We start from the raw sequence: 16,962 nt of genomic DNA, 5'->3' as shown, positions 1-16,962 counted from the left end.
TCCTCCTTTAGGCACTTAGCGCTTTTAGCAAGGCAGGTAATATCTCGTATAAATCACCGAGTAAAATGTAGTCGGCCGCTTCAAGAATAGGTGCATTTTCGTTTTTCTCGATGGCAATAACTAATTTGGAATCGCGAATTCCGGAAACGTGCTGAATCTGACCGGATACACCAATGCCAAAATACAGGCTCGGCTTAACCGTTTGCCCGGAAATACCGATATAATACTCCTCAGGCATCCAATCCAGATCTTCCGCAACAGGACGGGTACAGCCGACTTCACCCTTCAGGGCTTTCGCCAGTCTTCTGGCTAGTTCAATATCTTCTTTTTTGCTGATGCCTCTGCCAACGCAGACGACAACCCCTGCTTCACCTAAGTTGGAGCTGGCTTGGCTTTGCCTAAGTTCTTTGACGCGATAAACTTCATTGGCCCCGGTTACAACTTCAATGTTTGCTTTGGCCTCCTCAGGTAAGGTCTCAATGGTTTTAGCGGAAACGGTAGCCATAAAGGGCTGACTCGATGAGGCTTCCGCGGATACGCACAGTCCGCCGTAAATATAGCGTTCACCTATAAACTCCTCAGTACGTTCAAGTTTGAAGCATTCTGAGATCAATCCTGTATTCAAGGCAGCTGAAACTCTTGCCGCCATTTCTTTGGCGCGTTTGCTTGTACCCCATAAAATTGCTGCCGGTTTAGCTGAGTTGGCAAGTTCGATGATCTTGTCGACCCAAGCTTCCGGGCGGCCCTCGCCTTGGAGGTGAATCACTTTATCCGCTCCGTGAGCAGCAACTGCATCTGCCTCGTCAGGAGAAAAAGCGAAAGCAACAATCTGCTCATCTTTTGCCAGGCTTTTGGCATGAGCAACGAGTTCCAACAAGGCTGCTGTCTTTTCTGAAATGGCCCAAATCTCTGACATTTTGCTACCTCCCTTAAATCACGCCTTCTTTTTTGAGAATTTCTAAAGCTTGAGTTGCCACGTTTTCAGGATCCCCCTCAACACGAACGCGTTTCCTCTCAACAACAGCTCCTAGAACACTCTTACGGACGACTTTAGGTTGAGTATCTGGAGCTTGAACACCGAGCTGTTGAAAGTTCGTTTCTTTGACCGGCTTTTTGGCTGCGGCTAAGATTTGTTTCAGGCTGGGAATTCTCGGTTGATTCACATCCGGCAAAACGGTAACGAGAGCAGGGAGGTTTACTTCAACAACTTCAATTCCTTCGTCGAGCTTACGTTCAGCGACGAGGACATTGCCGTTGACTTCAACCTTATTGACAAACGTAATCACAGGAATTCCTAACAGCTGGGCTAAACGAATTCCGACTTGCTGCGAATATCCGTCGCTTGATCCTTCACCGCAAACGATCAGGTCATATGGATCGATTTGTTGGACTGCAGCAGCAAGTACTTTTGCGGTTACATAGGTATCGGCCTGAGCCATAGCCGGATCGTTGACATACATAACCTCTGCAGGTCCTCTGGATAAAGCATCTTTTAAAGAATTTTTGGCATCTTGAGTTCCTGCGGTTAAGGCAATAACTTCGCCGCCTGCCGCTTCGACAAGCTGAACTCCGCATTCAATCGCGTTTCGGTCATATTCACTGATTTTGCTTTTAGCCCGCTCGGTGATCAGAGCCCGAGATTTCGAATCTATTTTTAGGTCGGCTTCATCGAGAACCCACTTATAGCATGTAATAACTCTCATGGTTATCCCCTTTCATCATCAATGCGTTGCCCCTTTTGCAGGAGGAATCAGCGAAGCATATTGCCCGCAATGACCATACGCTGAACCTCTGAGGTTCCTTCATAAAGTTCCGTAATTTTAGCATCCCGATAGGCGCGTTCCACAGGATAATTTTCGGTATATCCATAACCGCCGTGGATTTGAATCGCCCGAGAAGCAACTCTGCTCGAGGTTTCAGCGGCAAAAACTTTGGCCATAGCGGCTTCCTTGCTGTACGGAAGTCCGTTATCCTTATTCCAGGCTGCCCGATAAACCAGTAAACGGGCAGCATCAATTTCAACCGCCATATCGGCAATCATCCACTGAATGGCTTGTTGGGCAGAGATGGGTTTGCCAAACTGGACCCGTTCCTTAGAGTAATTGATGGCGGCTTCAAATGCCCCTTGAGCAATTCCCAGGGCTTGGGCTGCAATCCCGATTCTTCCGCCGTCTAAGGTTTGCATCGCAATCTTAAAGCCTTCGCCAGGTTTGCCTAAAAGATTTTCTTGAGGAATGCGGCAGTTGCTGAAGTAGAGAGGAGTCGTACTGGAGGCTTTAATCCCCATTTTGTGTTCCTTCTCGCCAACAGAGAAACCAGCTGCGTCCTTGTCCACAAGAAAAGCGCTGATTCCTTTGGTACCCTTGCTGGAATCGGTCATGGCCGTTACAACATAGACGTCTGCATAGCCGCCATTGGTAATAAAGATTTTTGAACCGTTAAGCACCCACTCGTTGCCTTCTAGAACTGCGGTCGTTCTGCCGGCTGCAGCATCGGTACCGGCACCGGGTTCAGTCAAGGCAAAGGCGCCGAGCATTTCACCTGTGAGTAGCTTGCGGAGATATTTATCCTTTTGCTCTTGCGAACCGAATTGGTAAATCGGCCAAGTTCCAAGGGAAGTATGGGCAGAGACGATAACTCCGACACTTGCGTCAACTCGTGACAGCTCTTCGATCACAATAGCGTAACTGACATTATCGGCCCCTGCTCCGCCAAACTCTTCAGGGAAAGGAACGCCCAACAAGTTGAGTTCTGCTAACTTGGGAAGCAGTTCTTCAGGAAACCGATGTTGTCTGTCATTTTCTGCAGCCATTGGTGCGACTGCTGTTTCCGCAAACTCTCTAACCATCAATTTAATCAACCGTTGGTCTTCTGTAAGTTCAAATTTCATAAGTATCCTCCTAGTTGTTGGGAATTTAGATTGAATCTATTTAGCTTGAACCTATAGTTAAGTTTATTTTTTAAGCAAAGTGAAAGATGGAAGTTAAAGCAATCAAAACGAATACGGTTCCTGATTTAATCAGGGTTATCGCGAAGATATCCCGATAGGATTGTTTATGGGTTAAACCGCTAATGGCCAGTAAAGTAATAACAGCGCCATTGTGAGGCAGGGTGTCCATTCCTCCTGAGGCCATGGATGCAACCCTGTGAAGAAGCTCAGGACTTAAGCCAACGCGATTTCCCCATGCCAGGTAATCCTTGCCAAACGTCTCAAGGGCAATACTCATACCGCCGGAGGCTGACCCTGTGACACCCGCTAAAACGTTAACTGTAACAGCTTCTGACAAGAGCGGACTGCCGCCGCCTTTGATGTTCATCAGCGCATGGGCAATCGTATTAAACCCCGGTAAAGTCTTAATAACATTTCCGAAGCCTACCTCTGAAGCCGTATTCATAACGGCCAGCAAGGAACCGATGGCTCCGGCATTGATCGCTTTGGCAACGTTTCCTTTTATGCGTCCTGGATTGATTAACAATGCAATGATTACACCGGTTAACAAGGCAATCATTAAGGCCCAGTTGTTCATTGTTCCAACGATTCCAGTCTTGTCCATCTTATAGGGAGCTTGAACAGCCCAAGGAGAGATATCCCAATTCGGGAAAATAAACTTTTGGAGAATCAAAGTCACGGCTAATACCGCGATTAGAGGAACAACCGATAACAATGGGCTGGGTAAATTTGCATCTTCAACGACTTCCGGTTCTTGAAGGGTATGGCTGCCATATCCTTCTCCCTTGGCCTGAGCTTGGCGTTTCCGCCATTCCAGATAGAACAGTCCGACGGCTAAGACAATAATCGCTCCCAAAGTGCCAAATACCGGGGCGGCATAGAGGTCTGTATTAAAATACTTCATTGGAATGGTATTTTGAATCTGCGGAGTACCCGGCAAGGCATCCATAGTAAAAGTGAAGGCTCCTAAGGCTATCGTCCCGGGCAAAAGGCGTTTCGGGATGTTTGCTTCTTTAAACAAAGAAGCTCCAAAGGGATAGACGGCAAAGGCGACAACGAACAAACTTACACCGCCATAGGTCAGAATAGCGCAAGACAATACTACGGCTAATATTGCCTGTTTAGCTCCTAATCTTCTTACGATGGCTTTGGCAATGGATTTGGCTGCGCCGGACTCTTCCATTGACTTGCCAAATACCGCTCCTAAAAGAAAGAAGGGGAAGTAGACTTTAACATAATTCGCTAAATTGGGTAGAAAGATTTCCGTGTAGGTCGGCAACAGTGCCATTCCAGAGAAAACGGCTGCCAGGAGAGCAAACACCGGGGCGAAGAAAATGACGGAATAGCCCTTATAGGCAAGAAACATGAGAAGCGCGAGACTGATGAGAATTCCGAGTACGCCAAGCATAACAAACCTCCTTTTGCTTATTTAGCTGCCATGAGGTGATTCAGATTCATGGGTTCCGGTTTAAAGATTCTTTCATCCATAACGCGTAAATCGGGAGAGACGATGGGTTTGAAATTCATTTGGGCTAAAACATCCTTTTCGAGGTCAATGCCCGGGGCAATCTCTGTAAGCGTTACTCCTTCAGGCAAAAGCTCAAAGACGGCTCGCTCTGTGATATATAAAACGGGCTGTTTGATATTACGTGCATATTCTCCGGAGAAGGTGATTTGCTCTACATCCTTAACCAGTTTTTTAACTTTGCCTTCTTGTTCAATAATGAGCTTTCCGTTGTCGACGGATGTTTTCAGACCGCCGGCGGTGTGAGTACCACAGAAAACGACTTTTTTTGCGTTTTGGGTAATGTTAATAAACCCGCCGCTCCCGGCTATTTTGGGGCCGAATTTACTCACATTGATGTTTCCTTGTTCATCCATTTGCGCTAACCCTAAAAAGGCAAGGTCTAACCCTCCGCCGTCATAAAAGTCAAACTGGTAGGGTTGGTCCAGGAGGGCTTCGACATTCGTGGAAGCACCAAAGTTTATTCCTCCCGCAGGTATTCCGCCGATACCTCCGGCCTCAACGGTTAGAGTCATTTGATCCGAAAAACCTTCTTCATAGGCAACGAGCGAAATTCCTTCGGGCATTCCAATTCCAAGATTGACAACCGCGTTAGGAATGAGCTCCAGAAAAGCCCGCCGGGCGATAATTTTGCGTTCATCCATGGGCATTGGCTTAAGGCTTGCCAAAGGGACTTTAATTTCACCGCTGAAAGCAGGGTTATAAGGTTCAACAAACGTTTGCCATTGGTCTTCCGGTGATACAACAACAACGGCGTCAACTAATATTCCAGGTACTTTTACCTGTTTAGGGTGGATACTTCCGGCGGAAACGACTCTTTCGACTTGAGCGATAACAATCCCCCCCGAGCTCTTGGCCGCTTGAGCCATGGAAAGAGCTTCAACCAAAACTGCTTCTTTTTCCATGCTTAAGTTGCCGTGCTCATCAGCTGAGGTTCCACGAATAATAGCCACGTCTATCTTTGGACCTTTAAAAAAGAGCAATTCTTCCCCATCAATGTTGATGAGTTTTACCAAGTCTTCTTGGGTTTTAGAATTGAGCTTACCCCCCTGAACCCGAGGATCAATAAAGGTTTTGAGGCCGACCTTACTGAGGGTACCCGGTTTGCCGGCAGCCATGTCTCTAACCATTTGAGATATTGTTCCCTGAGGAAAGTTATAAGCTTCGATTTTGTTTTCAATAGCGAGTTTAACGAGCTTAGGTGCGAGGTTCCAGTGTCCGCCTATGACTCTGCTAACAAGACCCTCGTGACCAAAGTGGTTGGTGCCTTTGGTCTGTCCGTCGCCGATTCCGGCACTATAAAATAGAGTTAAATTTTTGGGGTGCCCTTCAGTCAAAAAATTTTCTTCGATTTTCGACGTAAGAACTTCGGCGTGTGCTGCACCCGCGAAACCGGTAACCCCAACAGATGCACCGTCGTGAATCATTTTTATAGCCTCTGATACTGAAACAAACCTGGCCAAAAGATATCCCCCCTTATCTATGAAATTAGTTTTTATAGACTGTGTTTATAATTCCCAATGAAGGATAAATCATTCTTTAAAAGATTTTTATTATGTCAATAATTTGGGCGCTTTTGGAGAAAATAGTCTTGAATATATTGTTAAGGAGTGATCTTTTTGGATACACCAAATAAGGATATTGAATTAAAAAACGAAGGAAATTCCGACAACCAAGGCTTTCAACATGACGTCAATGATTTAGTGGACGCAGCTCCGGAATATACACGGAATTATGGTCGTACTCTTGGCAACCACCATGTTGGTAAGGAGGGTCTGCTGCAAAGCAATACTTATATTGACCATGTTTCTGAACCGGTAAATAACACATATATATAAGATGAGCTAAAAAACCCTAAGCCCCTTTATCCAAACAACTGGATAAAGGGGCTTTTTGTTGGGAATTGATAAATTTTTTAATGGAAAAAGGAGTATTAAATCACTAGCTAGAATAAGGAAAAGTATACCATTTTGAAAGAAGGCCGAGCCATGATTCCAAATTCTAACGCTCCGATGCTACAAATTCACGGGTTAACAAAAACCTTTGGTAAGAAAACCGCGATTGAAGGCTTAAAGTTTGCGATGGAATCGGGAGAAATTGTTGGACTTTTAGGCCCGAATGGAGCGGGGAAAAGTACCTTAATCAAATGCATAGTTGGCCTACTCAGACCAACTAAAGGTGAGATTTTAATTAAAGGCTATCCACGTGGGACGCGGGAGGCTAGGCGGCTGTCAGCATATGTTCCGGAAGTTCCTCAGATGTATGAGATGCTCACAGTCTGGGAACATTTGAGATTTATCGCGAGTGCTTACGAAGTCCAGCAATGGGAAGGGGAAGCCAAGGAGTTACTTCAGCTTTTTGAGATTGAAGAGCAGCGGGATGAGTTTGTGAAAGACTTGTCCAAGGGCATGCGTCAGAAACTGTCTCTTTGTTGTGGAGTTATTTCAGGAGCGCAGATATTATTCTTGGATGAACCGATGGTCGGGCTTGATCCCAAAGCAATTCGTAACCTTAAAGAGCTATTCGGTCATTTAAAAGAAGAAGGTCGAACGCTGTTAATCAGTACTCATTTACTTGATCCCATTGAAAATATATGCAATCGAGTGATTGTTCTTAAAAAGGGGCATATCCTTGCAGATGGAAGTCTAGAAGAGTTGCGAGCTAGACTGGGAGAGGAGCAGGCTTCTTTGGAAGAAGTATTTTTGGAGGTTACTGCTGATGCATGACTATCAAGTACTTCTCCGTTATGACTTGATTAAGCTAAAAAACTATTTTGTCGAGATTCGGCATAACCCTAAAAAGCTCGTGGGCTATTTTCTTTTTCTGGCTTGGGTTATTCTTGTCATGATGCCTTCCATCCTTGGACGCAGAGGACAGAAAATGAATGAACTTCCAATTAATATTCAAGAATATATTCTTGGCGGTTATTCATTGGTGATAATTGTTCTCTTATTTCTTGCTTTCTTCTCAGCCTTGAATCGCTTGTCTTATTCCTTTCAGATGGGAGATGTGAATCTTCTTTTTCCATCACCCCTTGAACCTAATCGGATTTTGTTTTGGAGTCTCATAAAAAAGATTCCGGGAACTCTTGCTAAGGCGATTCTACCTCTTCTATTTCTTACCCCAACGCTTTTTAATATTGGACTAAAAACTCAGGGAATTATCTTAGTCTATCTTTCAATAGTCTCTGCTGCGCTTATAGTGACTCCTCTTTCTTTCTTGGTTTTTTTGTTTTCAGTACGATATGGTCAAAGAGTCTGGGTAAGTCTTATGCTATTCGTTTCAGCTCTTTGGATGGCTGGAAGCTGGCTATGGGTCGTGCGCAAACATCTTTTTTCTCTGGGAGTTCTTTTAGGATACCGAGCGGGAGGAGTTTCAAATTTCCCAATCCTAGGCTGGATCATTCAACTAGCCAGTGCAGCATTCTTCGGGATTACTTTTTGGACCTGGTTGGCTCTTTGTGGGATCATTCTTACTCTATTCCTCGTAAATATTGCCCTGTTCAAATTAGCCGAAGATTATTATGAAGATGTTGAGGGTTATACAGAAACAATGGCGAATATCCGCGAGGCCAAGAGGAAAGGAAAAGTGCAGGGGCTTTATTGGGGGAGAACGGCGGAGAATTCGGAGAGTAAACTTCGCTGGCGAAGATTCATAAGAAGAAACGTCATAGTACAAGGGAATTATCCCGAAGGTTGGGCGTTTTTGTACAAACAGATGGTTAAATATAGCCGAACAAGTATTACTCCTTATTTCGGTTTTGTGACCTTTCTTTCTGGTTTGGCCGGTATTCTTTATGGCTTGATAGCCTTACATAAGGGGACGGAAAGTGTGTTTTTCTTACTCTATGGTATGAATGGGGTTATTGCTTATCTTATGTTTTTTCGAACTTTTGCTGGTCCAACGAGTGAGGAACTATCTCTACCGTATATATATACTTTACCAGGTACCTTTTTAAAAAAGGGACTTGCGATCAATATATTGCCGACATTACGTTTTATCCTAAATATACTCCTGCTTAATTTAAGTTATCTTCTTATTGTTCAGAGAATTTATTCTTCAGCAAGTCTTTGGTTTGGAGCGCTGTTTTCATTGTTGCTAGTTACTTCCTTTTACTTTGCCCAATCAAACACTCTGATCCTCGGTTATGTAATTTTACCGTCTTCACTTGAACGAAAACTATTTTATCCGCTTTTAATTTTTTCCGAGGTTTTGTTGATCGGGGTTCCGGCTTTTGTTATTGCAGGAATCGTAGGATTACTAACGAAAAACATTTGGGCTACTGGTACGGCAGTCATAGTTAGTAATATTGGAGTTGGGTTTCTCATCTTACTTCTTTCAGATACGATTTTTTCGCATTTGGAAATGCGCGAATATAATTAACAGAGGAAATGAATCCTGAGAAAATAAAGGATAGATTTAAGAGACTTAATTTGAACTATCTATTACCCAAGTAAATTAGGCTTTGTAATTATACGAGTTACTGGTATGATAGTAGTTAGGTCTTTAGGGGTGGTTTAGTAGAGCCATGTTATGGGCTCTATTTATTTTGAGTTTATTTAGGAAGCGATTCAAGTTGACGAAGCAGCATATCAAAGAAATTGATGTTTTACGAGTTATGGGTTTTATCTTCGTAGTAGTTCAGCATGTATTGGGTGGTTTTGCATTTCGCGAAGGCGCAAGTTTTTCCGATTCATTGATCTTAAGCTTTTTTTATGTAATGGCTAAGCCTGCTGTGCCAATATTTGTGACTATTGCAGCTATGATGATGGTCTATAAAAATAAAGAACCCGTAAACTGGTCTCAATTTTATAAAAAGAAGATGCTCTATATAGCTTTACCATATGTTATTTGGACAGTTCTCAACATTTTGGATGGTATGCAATATGGAAATGTGTCCTTTGCGCATTTCCCGGGGCAGCTGTTAGCAGGAACGGGACGATATCATTTATGGTATATGTCCATGATGCTGAGAATCTATCTTTATTTTCCCCTTATTTTATTCTTGATCGATATTATTTCACGCAAGGGTAAGGCTTTTAAAGGTGTATTTCTTATTTTCTATATTTTGTTTTATGCATTTCTGTTAGCGAATAATAGTTTCACAGACTTGGAAGGACAGTTGATTTTCACTCATCCTACGGATAATGAACTGAAATTTTTAGCGCGTACGCCTTGGTTATGGTCGTTGTATGTTGTGCTTGGAGCTTACATGATTTTAGGTTACTCAACCTTTAAGAAATGGCTGGAACACTTTCAAAAGCAGATTTGGATTGCCTATGTTCCTTTACTTCTGTACAACTATTATGTAGAAATCAGCAATAACATCCCCGGACATGCAGTTAAAATGAATTATTTGAACGAACTTTTTTTTGTTTTGTTTGTGGTTAGCTCAATTTTGGTTTTTTATGACCTGGCCTGCCAAATCGCTGATAGGGAATCAAAACTGTATTATAAGATCAGTGAATACGCCAACTACTCTTATGCAGCGTATCTTGCCCATGTCATTATATTGCAGGCCTTGTATAAGTTCTATACCTCATTTTTCTCCGTCAAAAGTTTTCTGGATACCGCCGTATTGCTTTTCCTATTAACAGTAATCCTCACCTTTAAAGCCATGAAATGGCTAAGTCTGTTACCTTTTTCAGAGTATTTCCTAGGAACAAAAATGAAATATAAAATCAAGTGGATTAGGAAAAGGGAACATTCTCTTTCAGCATAAAGTGGCCGTATAAAAAGCTCCTTACTCTTTCTTCGGAAGAAAGGTAAGGAGTTTCTTATATTATGGAGAAGGTTATTGTTTATTTGAACAGCAGACGGAACACTGCAACTGAACACTCTGCTTGAACATCTTGTTCAAGATAGTGAACATAATTACAATCACATAAAAATCTTAAAATTTAAAAATCCAAAGAATATGGGCTTTTTAAGTCGATAGGAACTTGGCATAGGTTTTGCAATTATTAGAGTTTGAAATTGCTTGTCAATTATTTTTCCCCGAGTCCATGAGAGGAGGTTGGGTTAAGTTAATAGCAAGGGGAAAAAGATATATATTATATATTTCTGAAGGGCTAATTATAAAAAAGGAAGGGAATTAGAGATGGAACAAAGCAAAAAAATTCATCATGCCTGGTGGGTATTCATTTCCTTGTCATTGATGTTTTTTGCGGCAGTAGGAATGTTGGGAAACACCAATGGTCTATATCTGACACCGGTGGCGAAGGAAATGGGTTGGACACGTACGGATGCATCCTGGTATCTTACCATTTATATGTTAGTTATGGCGTTCGCTCAACCGTTTGCCAGCCAATTGATTTATAAAGTCAATTCGAAATTATTATTGGGTGTTGCAATGACTTTTGTTTGTGCAGCGACAGGAGCTGCTTCCCAGTTTCATACGATTATGGCTTGGAATATTTCAGCTATCTTTATCGGCCTCGGTCAAGCTGTCATTATGTATCTCGCAGTGCCTATCATCTTAGGCAACTGGTTTAATAAAAAATATGCGACTCTCTTAGGAATTGCTTTAGCGCTGGGTACAGTAGGTTCTGCAATTGCCAATCCGATCGCAGGGCAATTGATTACCCAATATGGCTGGAGATCTGCTCGTCTCATGATGTCCGTAGCTGCTTGGGTCATTTCCATGCCTGGAATTCTCTTCGCTATCCGTTTCAAACCCTCCGATATGGGTTTAAAGCCCTATGGTCATGAAGAAGGACAAACGGCTAAGACTGCAGCACCTTTAAAAGGAGTATCTGCTGTAAATGCTCTTAAATCCCCTGCCTTGTATATGGTTGTTCTCCTTGCCGGCGTTGTTGTCTTGTATGCATCCATGAATACCCAAATTCCTGGATATGCGACTTCGGTTGGACTTGCTACAACTGTAGGGGCATTTGCCATGACTATTTTGAACTTTGCTAATATGGGCGGAAAAGTTTTCTTAGGATGGCTTACTGACAAAGTTGGCTTCCTTGGCGCTATGCTTACCTCCTTGATCAGTGGTATTGTTGGAACGGTTATTATTCTCATGGGCAGCGGAAATGTTACTATCTTCTACACGGGCTTGATTTTCTTTGGAATTTGCTTTGCTTCTTTAACTGTTATGCTGCCGCTTGTGATCAAAGGTATCTTTGGACAGAGAGAATTTGGTAAAATTTATAGTTACGTTACCATGGTACAAAGTATCATTTCAGCCTTTGCAGCTATTATTTACGCAAGAATATTTGACCTCACCAAGAGCTTTGTCTTTGCTTGGCAGTTGAATATTGTTACTTTAGTGGTAGGTATCGTCTTGGTTATTGGGGCCGTTAAGATTGGTAAAAAGCTTGTTCAAGAATAATTATCGAAATCTTCTATAGTCTGTTTTGTAAAAAGACCCCAGTCTTCTATGGGATTGGGGCCTTTTTAACACATGACAAGATTATTTTAGCGACGTACGGTCAATCATTGCATTTAGAGAAAGTTCTGGTCTTAGAAAAAAGATGGCGTCGTTAGGATTTATAAGATATAAGTTACGGTTTAGAAGGTAAAGTCAACAAACTGAAAGATAAGTCTTAATAAATGTTAAGGATGAGAGAAGGAGAAGAATGGCAAAACGATCTGAAATCCCTGAATTTGGATTGTTGTCAGGAGTTAGAGTCGTTCATTGCACGACATCCATAGCCGGCCCTTTGGCTGCATCCCTTTTTGCTGAAGCAGGTGCTGATGTCATCATGCTTGAGAATGCCAAAACTCCCTGTATGTCCCGTAACCGCTTTGGAGGGCCTTGCCAGCAGAATGCTAAAAATGAACGCAACCTGAGTCTCGATATTCCTAGTCCGGAGGGCAAGGAAGTATTTCTCAAACTTATGGAACAGACGGATATTTTTATCGAAGCCTCAAAGGGCGGCCAATATAACAAATGGGGCATAAGCGACGAAGTGCTCTGGGAGTATAATCCTCGCCTGGTCATCGTTCATATTTCCGGCTTCGGCCAAACCGGCATACCGGAATATGTAAGACGCGGATCCTACGATACCATTGCCCAGGCATTCGGCTGCTATATGCAGTTGAACGGTTTTCCCGATCAAACGCCAATCCCGGCAATGCCGCAGCCGGTGGATCATCTCTGCGGTGTTTTTGCTTATGGATCAGGCTTAGCTGCACTTCGGAAAGCAGAGCAGACTGGAAAAGGGGAAAGCATTGACCTTGCGCAATACGAAATAGCCATGCGCTGCCAAAACTCTTTTCCGGTGGATTATATTAACCATAATGATATTCCAAAACGTGAGGGGAATCATAGCTCAATGTGCTGTGGGTATGGCCTGTACCTCTGTAAAGACGGCAAGTCTGTTTATGTCATGATTCTTGGCGGGGGGTCGCTTAAAAGGGCACTTCCTCTTTTGGGTTTGGAATTTGGTTCGGATTTGTACCCCGCTGACAGCTCAATGATTTATCCTAATACGCCAGCCGGGGATCTTTTTGAACAGCGTCTTACTGAATTCTGTCTGCAGAGAACGGCTCAGGAGGTTGAAGAAGTCTTTTTAACGCATGATGTGCCGTGCTCGATGGTGATGGAATATGAAGATGCCTTGAAAAACCCGCATTACAAGGCTAGAGAAGTGTTTAAGGAATGGGAAATGGTTGACGGAGAAAAATTTACCGGGGTAAATATATTTCCTAAACTGAAAAATCATCCTGGACAGATCTGGAGGGGTGCGCCAACTGTAGGCATGGACAATGAAGATATCCTTGCCGAGTTGGGACTTAAAGATGAGGAAATAGAAGAGCTTTACAGCAAAAAGGTGATTGTGAAAAGAGAGTTTAAGCCGGGTATGAAATAAGAAACATTAAATTCTAACTGTTTAATTCAAATCCTAAAATATAAAGCTGATACAGAAAGGGGATTTCTAATGAAAACTATCCTGAATGATTTTATAGCCGAACAATCTTTAGTGGACGTTTTGGTGAATGATTTGACGGATGAACAATGGCAATTGCCGCTTCCTGATGTAGAAATGTGGAACATTAAAGATGCCATCATTCATATCGCTTTTTTTGATTATGCTGCAACGAAGCTGATTGCAGGTGAGGCTGAGGATTTAGTTTCTTTTTCTGCGGGAGAATCAGGCCAGGATGAATATGTTCGTGCAACGAAGTTTCATCATTTGACCGGCCCCGAAGTGCTAGGCTGGTGGCGTGAGATTCGCACCCGTTTAGTCACTCAGCTGTATGATAAAAACCCCAAAGACCGTGTTCCCTGGGCACCGGGTTTGCCTATGTCCGCTAAATCCCTTGCTTCAGCACGTCTTATGGAATTGTGGGCACACTCGGTCGATATTTATGATGCTTTAGGCCTGGAACCTATTGTCAAAGACCGCATTACAAGTACGTTATTCCTCTCATGGCAGGCTCGTCCAAACGCTTACCGTATTAACAGCCTTGAAATGCCTGATACACCGATGTACTTAGAACTAAAATTACCTTCAGGCGAGATATGGGCCAAGGGTGATCCTGAGGCTGAAAATTATATCAGGGGAAGTGCTAAAGATTGGGCTTTAGTGTCTATCCGCCGCAGAAACTGGATGGATACCGGCTTAGAAGTTGCAGGAGAAGAGGCTCGTCGTTATGCGTCAATTGTTCAAACGTATGCCGGCTGGGCTGATCCCGCGCCGGAGACCAAAAGACAGCGCTAGAGACCTCTAGCACAAATAGTATAGATAGAGAAAGGATACCTCAGCCATATTTAGGGTTAGTACTCCCTTCAAAGATTATCCGATAAATCATAAATGGTAAATTGGTTGAAGTGGAAAAGGTAAGGATATCATGATTCAGTTATCAGCAGTAGACTCATACAAAGCATTCGCTCATATTCTGGCGGATGCGATTCCTGGAGGGGTTAGATTCTGGTTGGTTGAAGGCAATACTGTGGTCTGGACGATTGCCTCTAAGTCATTTGACATGCAGATTGTTAAAGTCGGGGATGTTCTGGAGGAGCACTATGCCTCAATGCAGGCCATCAGAGAAAAGAAAGTTATAACCCATAAAATTTCGAGTGCTGCGTATGGAAAACCTATATTGATGACGACCATCCCTATTGTCAATGATGAAGGGATAGGTGTTGGTGCGTTTAACCTTGCACTGCCTCGATTGCACCCTGTCGCAACGGCATTCGATGATTTTGCTCCTATTGTAGCCAAGATGTTTCATGAAGGGGCTTTCATTTACCTGACGGATTTAGATCAAATCGTTCACAGACAGCCTTCTGAAATATTTGATATGATGGAATTTCCTTTGAATTATAAGCTCTCAGACGATGACATTGCTAAAAAGGTTATAAGGACTAAACAACCCGCTTTTGCAGAAATCAATTCTGTTAGATATAACGAGTCTTTAGCTGTCGTCAATTATCCTTTGTTTGATGAGGTTAATGCTGATGAAGTTGTGGCAACTTTAGGAATCGTTACCCCGAAGAAAACGGCTGCACAGCTGCAAGGTATTGCTAAAAACCTTGAGAATGGTCTTTCCGGCATTTCAGCAGCTATTCAGCAACTTGCCGCATCAGCTGCGCAGATCTATTCTAATGAACAAATCCAACATTCAAATATCCAAGAGATTGCATCACTTTCAGAGGAGATCAACGTCGTATCCGGATTTATCAAAAAAATTGCAGAAGAAACGAATATGTTAGGCCTTAACGCTGCTATCGAAGCTGCTCGAGCTGGAAATGAAGGTCGAGGATTTGGAGTTGTCGCTGAAGAGATTCGAAAGCTTTCTGATCAATCAAAAAGTACAATTCCCGAGCTAAAGAAAATAACAGACAAGATCCACGACAAGATGAATTTAGCGAGTGATAATAGCGAACGCTCACTCCAATCGAGCGAAGAACAGGCTTCTGCAACCGAAGAAATAACAGCGAGTATTGAAGAAATAGCGTCAATGTCCGAAGAGCTGTATCGAATTGCGAAGAAACTTTAAAAATGGATGTGAGCAAAAGTTCATCTGGAAAGATGTAATAGATCATGAGGGAAGAGGGATAGGATGATGGGAAAAACGACCAAAATACCGAAGTTTGGAATGTTGTCCGGTTATCGTGTGGTTATGATGGGAGCCTCTGTGGCTGCACCTTTTGCCGGTGAATTGTATGCCGAAAACGGGGCAGACGTCATTTGGATAGAACATCCTACTAACGTTGACGCAGGACGAGTTGCCCGTAAAAGCGGAAGCTGGCAGCAGGATCGCAGAAACATGCGCAGTCTGGCTATGAATTATACGAAAAACGAAGGCAAAGAAGTTTTTTTAAAGCTCCTAGAGACAACGGATGTTCTTATCGAGGCCTCAATCGGCGGCCGTTATGACAAGATGGGTTTAAGTGACAAAGTTTTATGGGAACGCAACCCTAAGCTTGTCATTGCCCATATTTCCGGATTCGGGCAAACGGGTATTCCGGAATATGTGAATCGGGCAAGTTATGATCCGATTGCTCAGGCTTTTGGCTGTGTTATGCGGATGAATGGTTTGCCGGGTCAGCCTTCGGCACCGGCTATGCCTTTCCCCGGTGATTATACTGCGTCGTTCTATGCTTTCGGCTTAACACTGGCAGCATTGTTAAAACGCAATGAAACGGGTAAAGGGGAGAGTCTTGACCTTGCTCAATATGAATTGATGATGCGGATTCAGGCCAATTACCCAACCGATTATCTGCGCTATGGGTTGGATTATATTAAAGAGGGCAATCATAGCAGAATTTGTGCCGGGTATGGAACGTATTCCTGTAAAGACGGCAACGAAATCTACATGCTTCTTTTAAATCCCGGAGTATTGCAAAAAGGATTGCCTGTTCTTGGCATAGAGTACGGTACAGAGCTTATTCCTGAAGGTTCTTCATTTGTTCCTGTGGATACGCCTGCGGCTGATGATGTCGAGGCCGCAATTCAAAAATTCTGTGCTGAGTATACAGCAGAAGAGGCGGAGGCACTCTTAACAGCCAATGGCGTTCCATGCTCTCGATTGCTGAATTATGAGGAGGCTGTGAACCATCCGCACTACAAAGCACGGGAGGTCTTTACGACTTGGACGGCGGCAGATGGGAAAACACAAATCCCCGGTGTAAATATTGTGCCTAAAGTTAAAAATAATCCCGGTCAAATTTGGCGGGGTGCTCCGAATATCGGAATGGACAATGAAGATATTTTAGAAGAACTGGGTATTCCGCAAGGGATTATTGACAAAATGTATGCTGAAGGTAAATTAGGAAAACGGGATTATTTTGAAACCAAATAATTCAGTTTTATAAATTAAAGGGAAAATCAATAGGGAAAAGCTCCTGAAATAATCGGGAGCTTATCCTATATCTAACACTCGACTGAACAGGTTGTTCAGCAAAGTGAACAAGATTACATTCACATAGAACAATCGAGGAAAAATAACCCCTGAAAATCAAGGGCTTTCCTTTCTCAGAATCTTGGCATGAGTATTGCTATTAAATAATGGGGAATCAAAAAAAGAT

At 43.1% G+C, this 16,962-nt stretch carries 14 protein-coding genes; 9 read left to right on the top strand and 5 right to left on the bottom strand.

Features of this window, described 5'->3' with window-relative positions; translation table 11 throughout:
• Positions 1-7 precede the first annotated feature (7 nt).
• The 5 genes from ACHOLT_RS19540 to ACHOLT_RS19520 form a co-directional block, all read right to left on the bottom strand.
• On the bottom strand, positions 8-916 hold the full coding sequence (locus ACHOLT_RS19540; protein WP_425804127.1) for an electron transfer flavoprotein subunit alpha/FixB family protein: 909 nt from the start codon (positions 914-916) through the stop codon (positions 8-10).
• Positions 917-929: 13 nt separating this feature from the next.
• Entirely contained in the window at positions 930-1,703 is a 774-nt protein-coding gene (locus ACHOLT_RS19535; protein ID WP_425804125.1) for an electron transfer flavoprotein subunit beta/FixA family protein, read from the bottom strand.
• 47 nt (positions 1,704-1,750) lie between these two features.
• Positions 1,751-2,890: an acyl-CoA dehydrogenase gene (locus tag ACHOLT_RS19530; RefSeq protein ID WP_425804123.1), complete on the bottom strand. Its 1,140-nt coding sequence runs from the start codon at positions 2,888-2,890 to the stop codon at positions 1,751-1,753.
• A 70-nt stretch (positions 2,891-2,960) separates the two neighbouring features.
• Positions 2,961-4,358, bottom strand: a complete 1,398-nt coding sequence (locus ACHOLT_RS19525; RefSeq protein WP_425804121.1) for a GntP family permease — start codon at positions 4,356-4,358, stop codon at positions 2,961-2,963.
• Positions 4,359-4,375: 17 nt separating this feature from the next.
• Positions 4,376-5,938 (bottom strand): acyl CoA:acetate/3-ketoacid CoA transferase, encoded by a 1,563-nt coding sequence (locus ACHOLT_RS19520; protein ID WP_425804119.1) that lies wholly within the window; start codon positions 5,936-5,938, stop codon positions 4,376-4,378.
• Positions 5,939-6,094: 156 nt separating this feature from the next.
• Here ACHOLT_RS19520 and ACHOLT_RS19515 point away from each other — a divergent pair, with 156 nt between their 5' ends.
• The 9 genes from ACHOLT_RS19515 to ACHOLT_RS19475 all read left to right on the top strand — a co-directional run bounded on the left by ACHOLT_RS19515 (position 6,095) and on the right by ACHOLT_RS19475 (position 16,736).
• Positions 6,095-6,313, top strand: a complete 219-nt coding sequence (locus ACHOLT_RS19515) for a hypothetical protein (RefSeq protein WP_425804117.1) — start codon at positions 6,095-6,097, stop codon at positions 6,311-6,313.
• Positions 6,314-6,463: 150 nt separating this feature from the next.
• Positions 6,464-7,201, top strand: a complete 738-nt coding sequence (locus ACHOLT_RS19510; protein WP_425804114.1) for an ABC transporter ATP-binding protein — start codon at positions 6,464-6,466, stop codon at positions 7,199-7,201.
• A complete protein-coding gene (locus ACHOLT_RS19505; protein WP_425804111.1) occupies positions 7,194-8,858 on the top strand; it encodes a putative ABC exporter domain-containing protein in 1,665 nt (554 codons plus the stop codon). The genes ACHOLT_RS19510 and ACHOLT_RS19505 overlap by 8 nt, the downstream gene beginning before the upstream one ends.
• Positions 8,859-9,051: 193 nt before the next feature.
• On the top strand, positions 9,052-10,197 hold the full coding sequence (locus ACHOLT_RS19500; protein ID WP_425804109.1) for an acyltransferase: 1,146 nt from the start codon (positions 9,052-9,054) through the stop codon (positions 10,195-10,197).
• A 378-nt stretch (positions 10,198-10,575) separates the two neighbouring features.
• On the top strand, positions 10,576-11,814 hold the full coding sequence (locus tag ACHOLT_RS19495; protein ID WP_425804106.1) for a CynX/NimT family MFS transporter: 1,239 nt from the start codon (positions 10,576-10,578) through the stop codon (positions 11,812-11,814).
• 247 nt (positions 11,815-12,061) lie between these two features.
• Positions 12,062-13,297: a CoA transferase gene (locus ACHOLT_RS19490; RefSeq protein ID WP_425804103.1), complete on the top strand. Its 1,236-nt coding sequence runs from the start codon at positions 12,062-12,064 to the stop codon at positions 13,295-13,297.
• A gap of 69 nt (positions 13,298-13,366) precedes the next feature.
• A complete protein-coding gene (locus ACHOLT_RS19485) occupies positions 13,367-14,149 on the top strand; it encodes a TIGR03084 family metal-binding protein (RefSeq protein ID WP_425804100.1) in 783 nt (260 codons plus the stop codon).
• 130 nt (positions 14,150-14,279) lie between these two features.
• Complete coding sequence (locus ACHOLT_RS19480; RefSeq protein ID WP_425804097.1) at positions 14,280-15,431, top strand: methyl-accepting chemotaxis protein; 1,152 nt, start codon at positions 14,280-14,282, stop codon at positions 15,429-15,431.
• Between the two features lie 63 nt (positions 15,432-15,494).
• On the top strand, positions 15,495-16,736 hold the full coding sequence (locus ACHOLT_RS19475; protein WP_425804094.1) for a CoA transferase: 1,242 nt from the start codon (positions 15,495-15,497) through the stop codon (positions 16,734-16,736).
• The last annotated feature ends 226 nt before the right edge of the window (positions 16,737-16,962 follow it).

This window comes from Desulfitobacterium nosdiversum, assembly GCF_049860565.1.
In the GTDB taxonomy this organism is placed as follows: Bacteria; Bacillota; Desulfitobacteriia; order Desulfitobacteriales; family Desulfitobacteriaceae; genus Desulfitobacterium_A; species Desulfitobacterium_A nosdiversum.
Note: the sequence above shows the minus strand (reverse complement) of the source record. Positions and strands in the feature narration are given on the sequence as shown.

Bases quoted from the DNA above. Each gene is read 5' to 3' on its own strand.
- ACHOLT_RS19540 (WP_425804127.1), bottom strand. From the start codon at position 916: ATGTCAGAGATTTGGGCCATTTCAGAAAAGACAGCAGCCTTGTTGGAA.
- ACHOLT_RS19535 (WP_425804125.1), bottom strand. From the start codon at position 1,703: ATGAGAGTTATTACATGCTATAAGTGGGTTCTCGATGAAGCCGACCTA.
- ACHOLT_RS19530 (WP_425804123.1), bottom strand. From the start codon at position 2,890: ATGAAATTTGAACTTACAGAAGACCAACGGTTGATTAAATTGATGGTT.
- ACHOLT_RS19525 (WP_425804121.1), bottom strand. From the start codon at position 4,358: ATGCTTGGCGTACTCGGAATTCTCATCAGTCTCGCGCTTCTCATGTTT.
- ACHOLT_RS19510 (WP_425804114.1), top strand. From the start codon at position 6,464: ATGATTCCAAATTCTAACGCTCCGATGCTACAAATTCACGGGTTAACA.
- ACHOLT_RS19505 (WP_425804111.1), top strand. From the start codon at position 7,194: ATGCATGACTATCAAGTACTTCTCCGTTATGACTTGATTAAGCTAAAA.
- ACHOLT_RS19495 (WP_425804106.1), top strand. From the start codon at position 10,576: ATGGAACAAAGCAAAAAAATTCATCATGCCTGGTGGGTATTCATTTCC.
- ACHOLT_RS19490 (WP_425804103.1), top strand. From the start codon at position 12,062: ATGGCAAAACGATCTGAAATCCCTGAATTTGGATTGTTGTCAGGAGTT.
- ACHOLT_RS19485 (WP_425804100.1), top strand. From the start codon at position 13,367: ATGAAAACTATCCTGAATGATTTTATAGCCGAACAATCTTTAGTGGAC.
- ACHOLT_RS19480 (WP_425804097.1), top strand. From the start codon at position 14,280: ATGATTCAGTTATCAGCAGTAGACTCATACAAAGCATTCGCTCATATT.
- ACHOLT_RS19475 (WP_425804094.1), top strand. From the start codon at position 15,495: ATGATGGGAAAAACGACCAAAATACCGAAGTTTGGAATGTTGTCCGGT.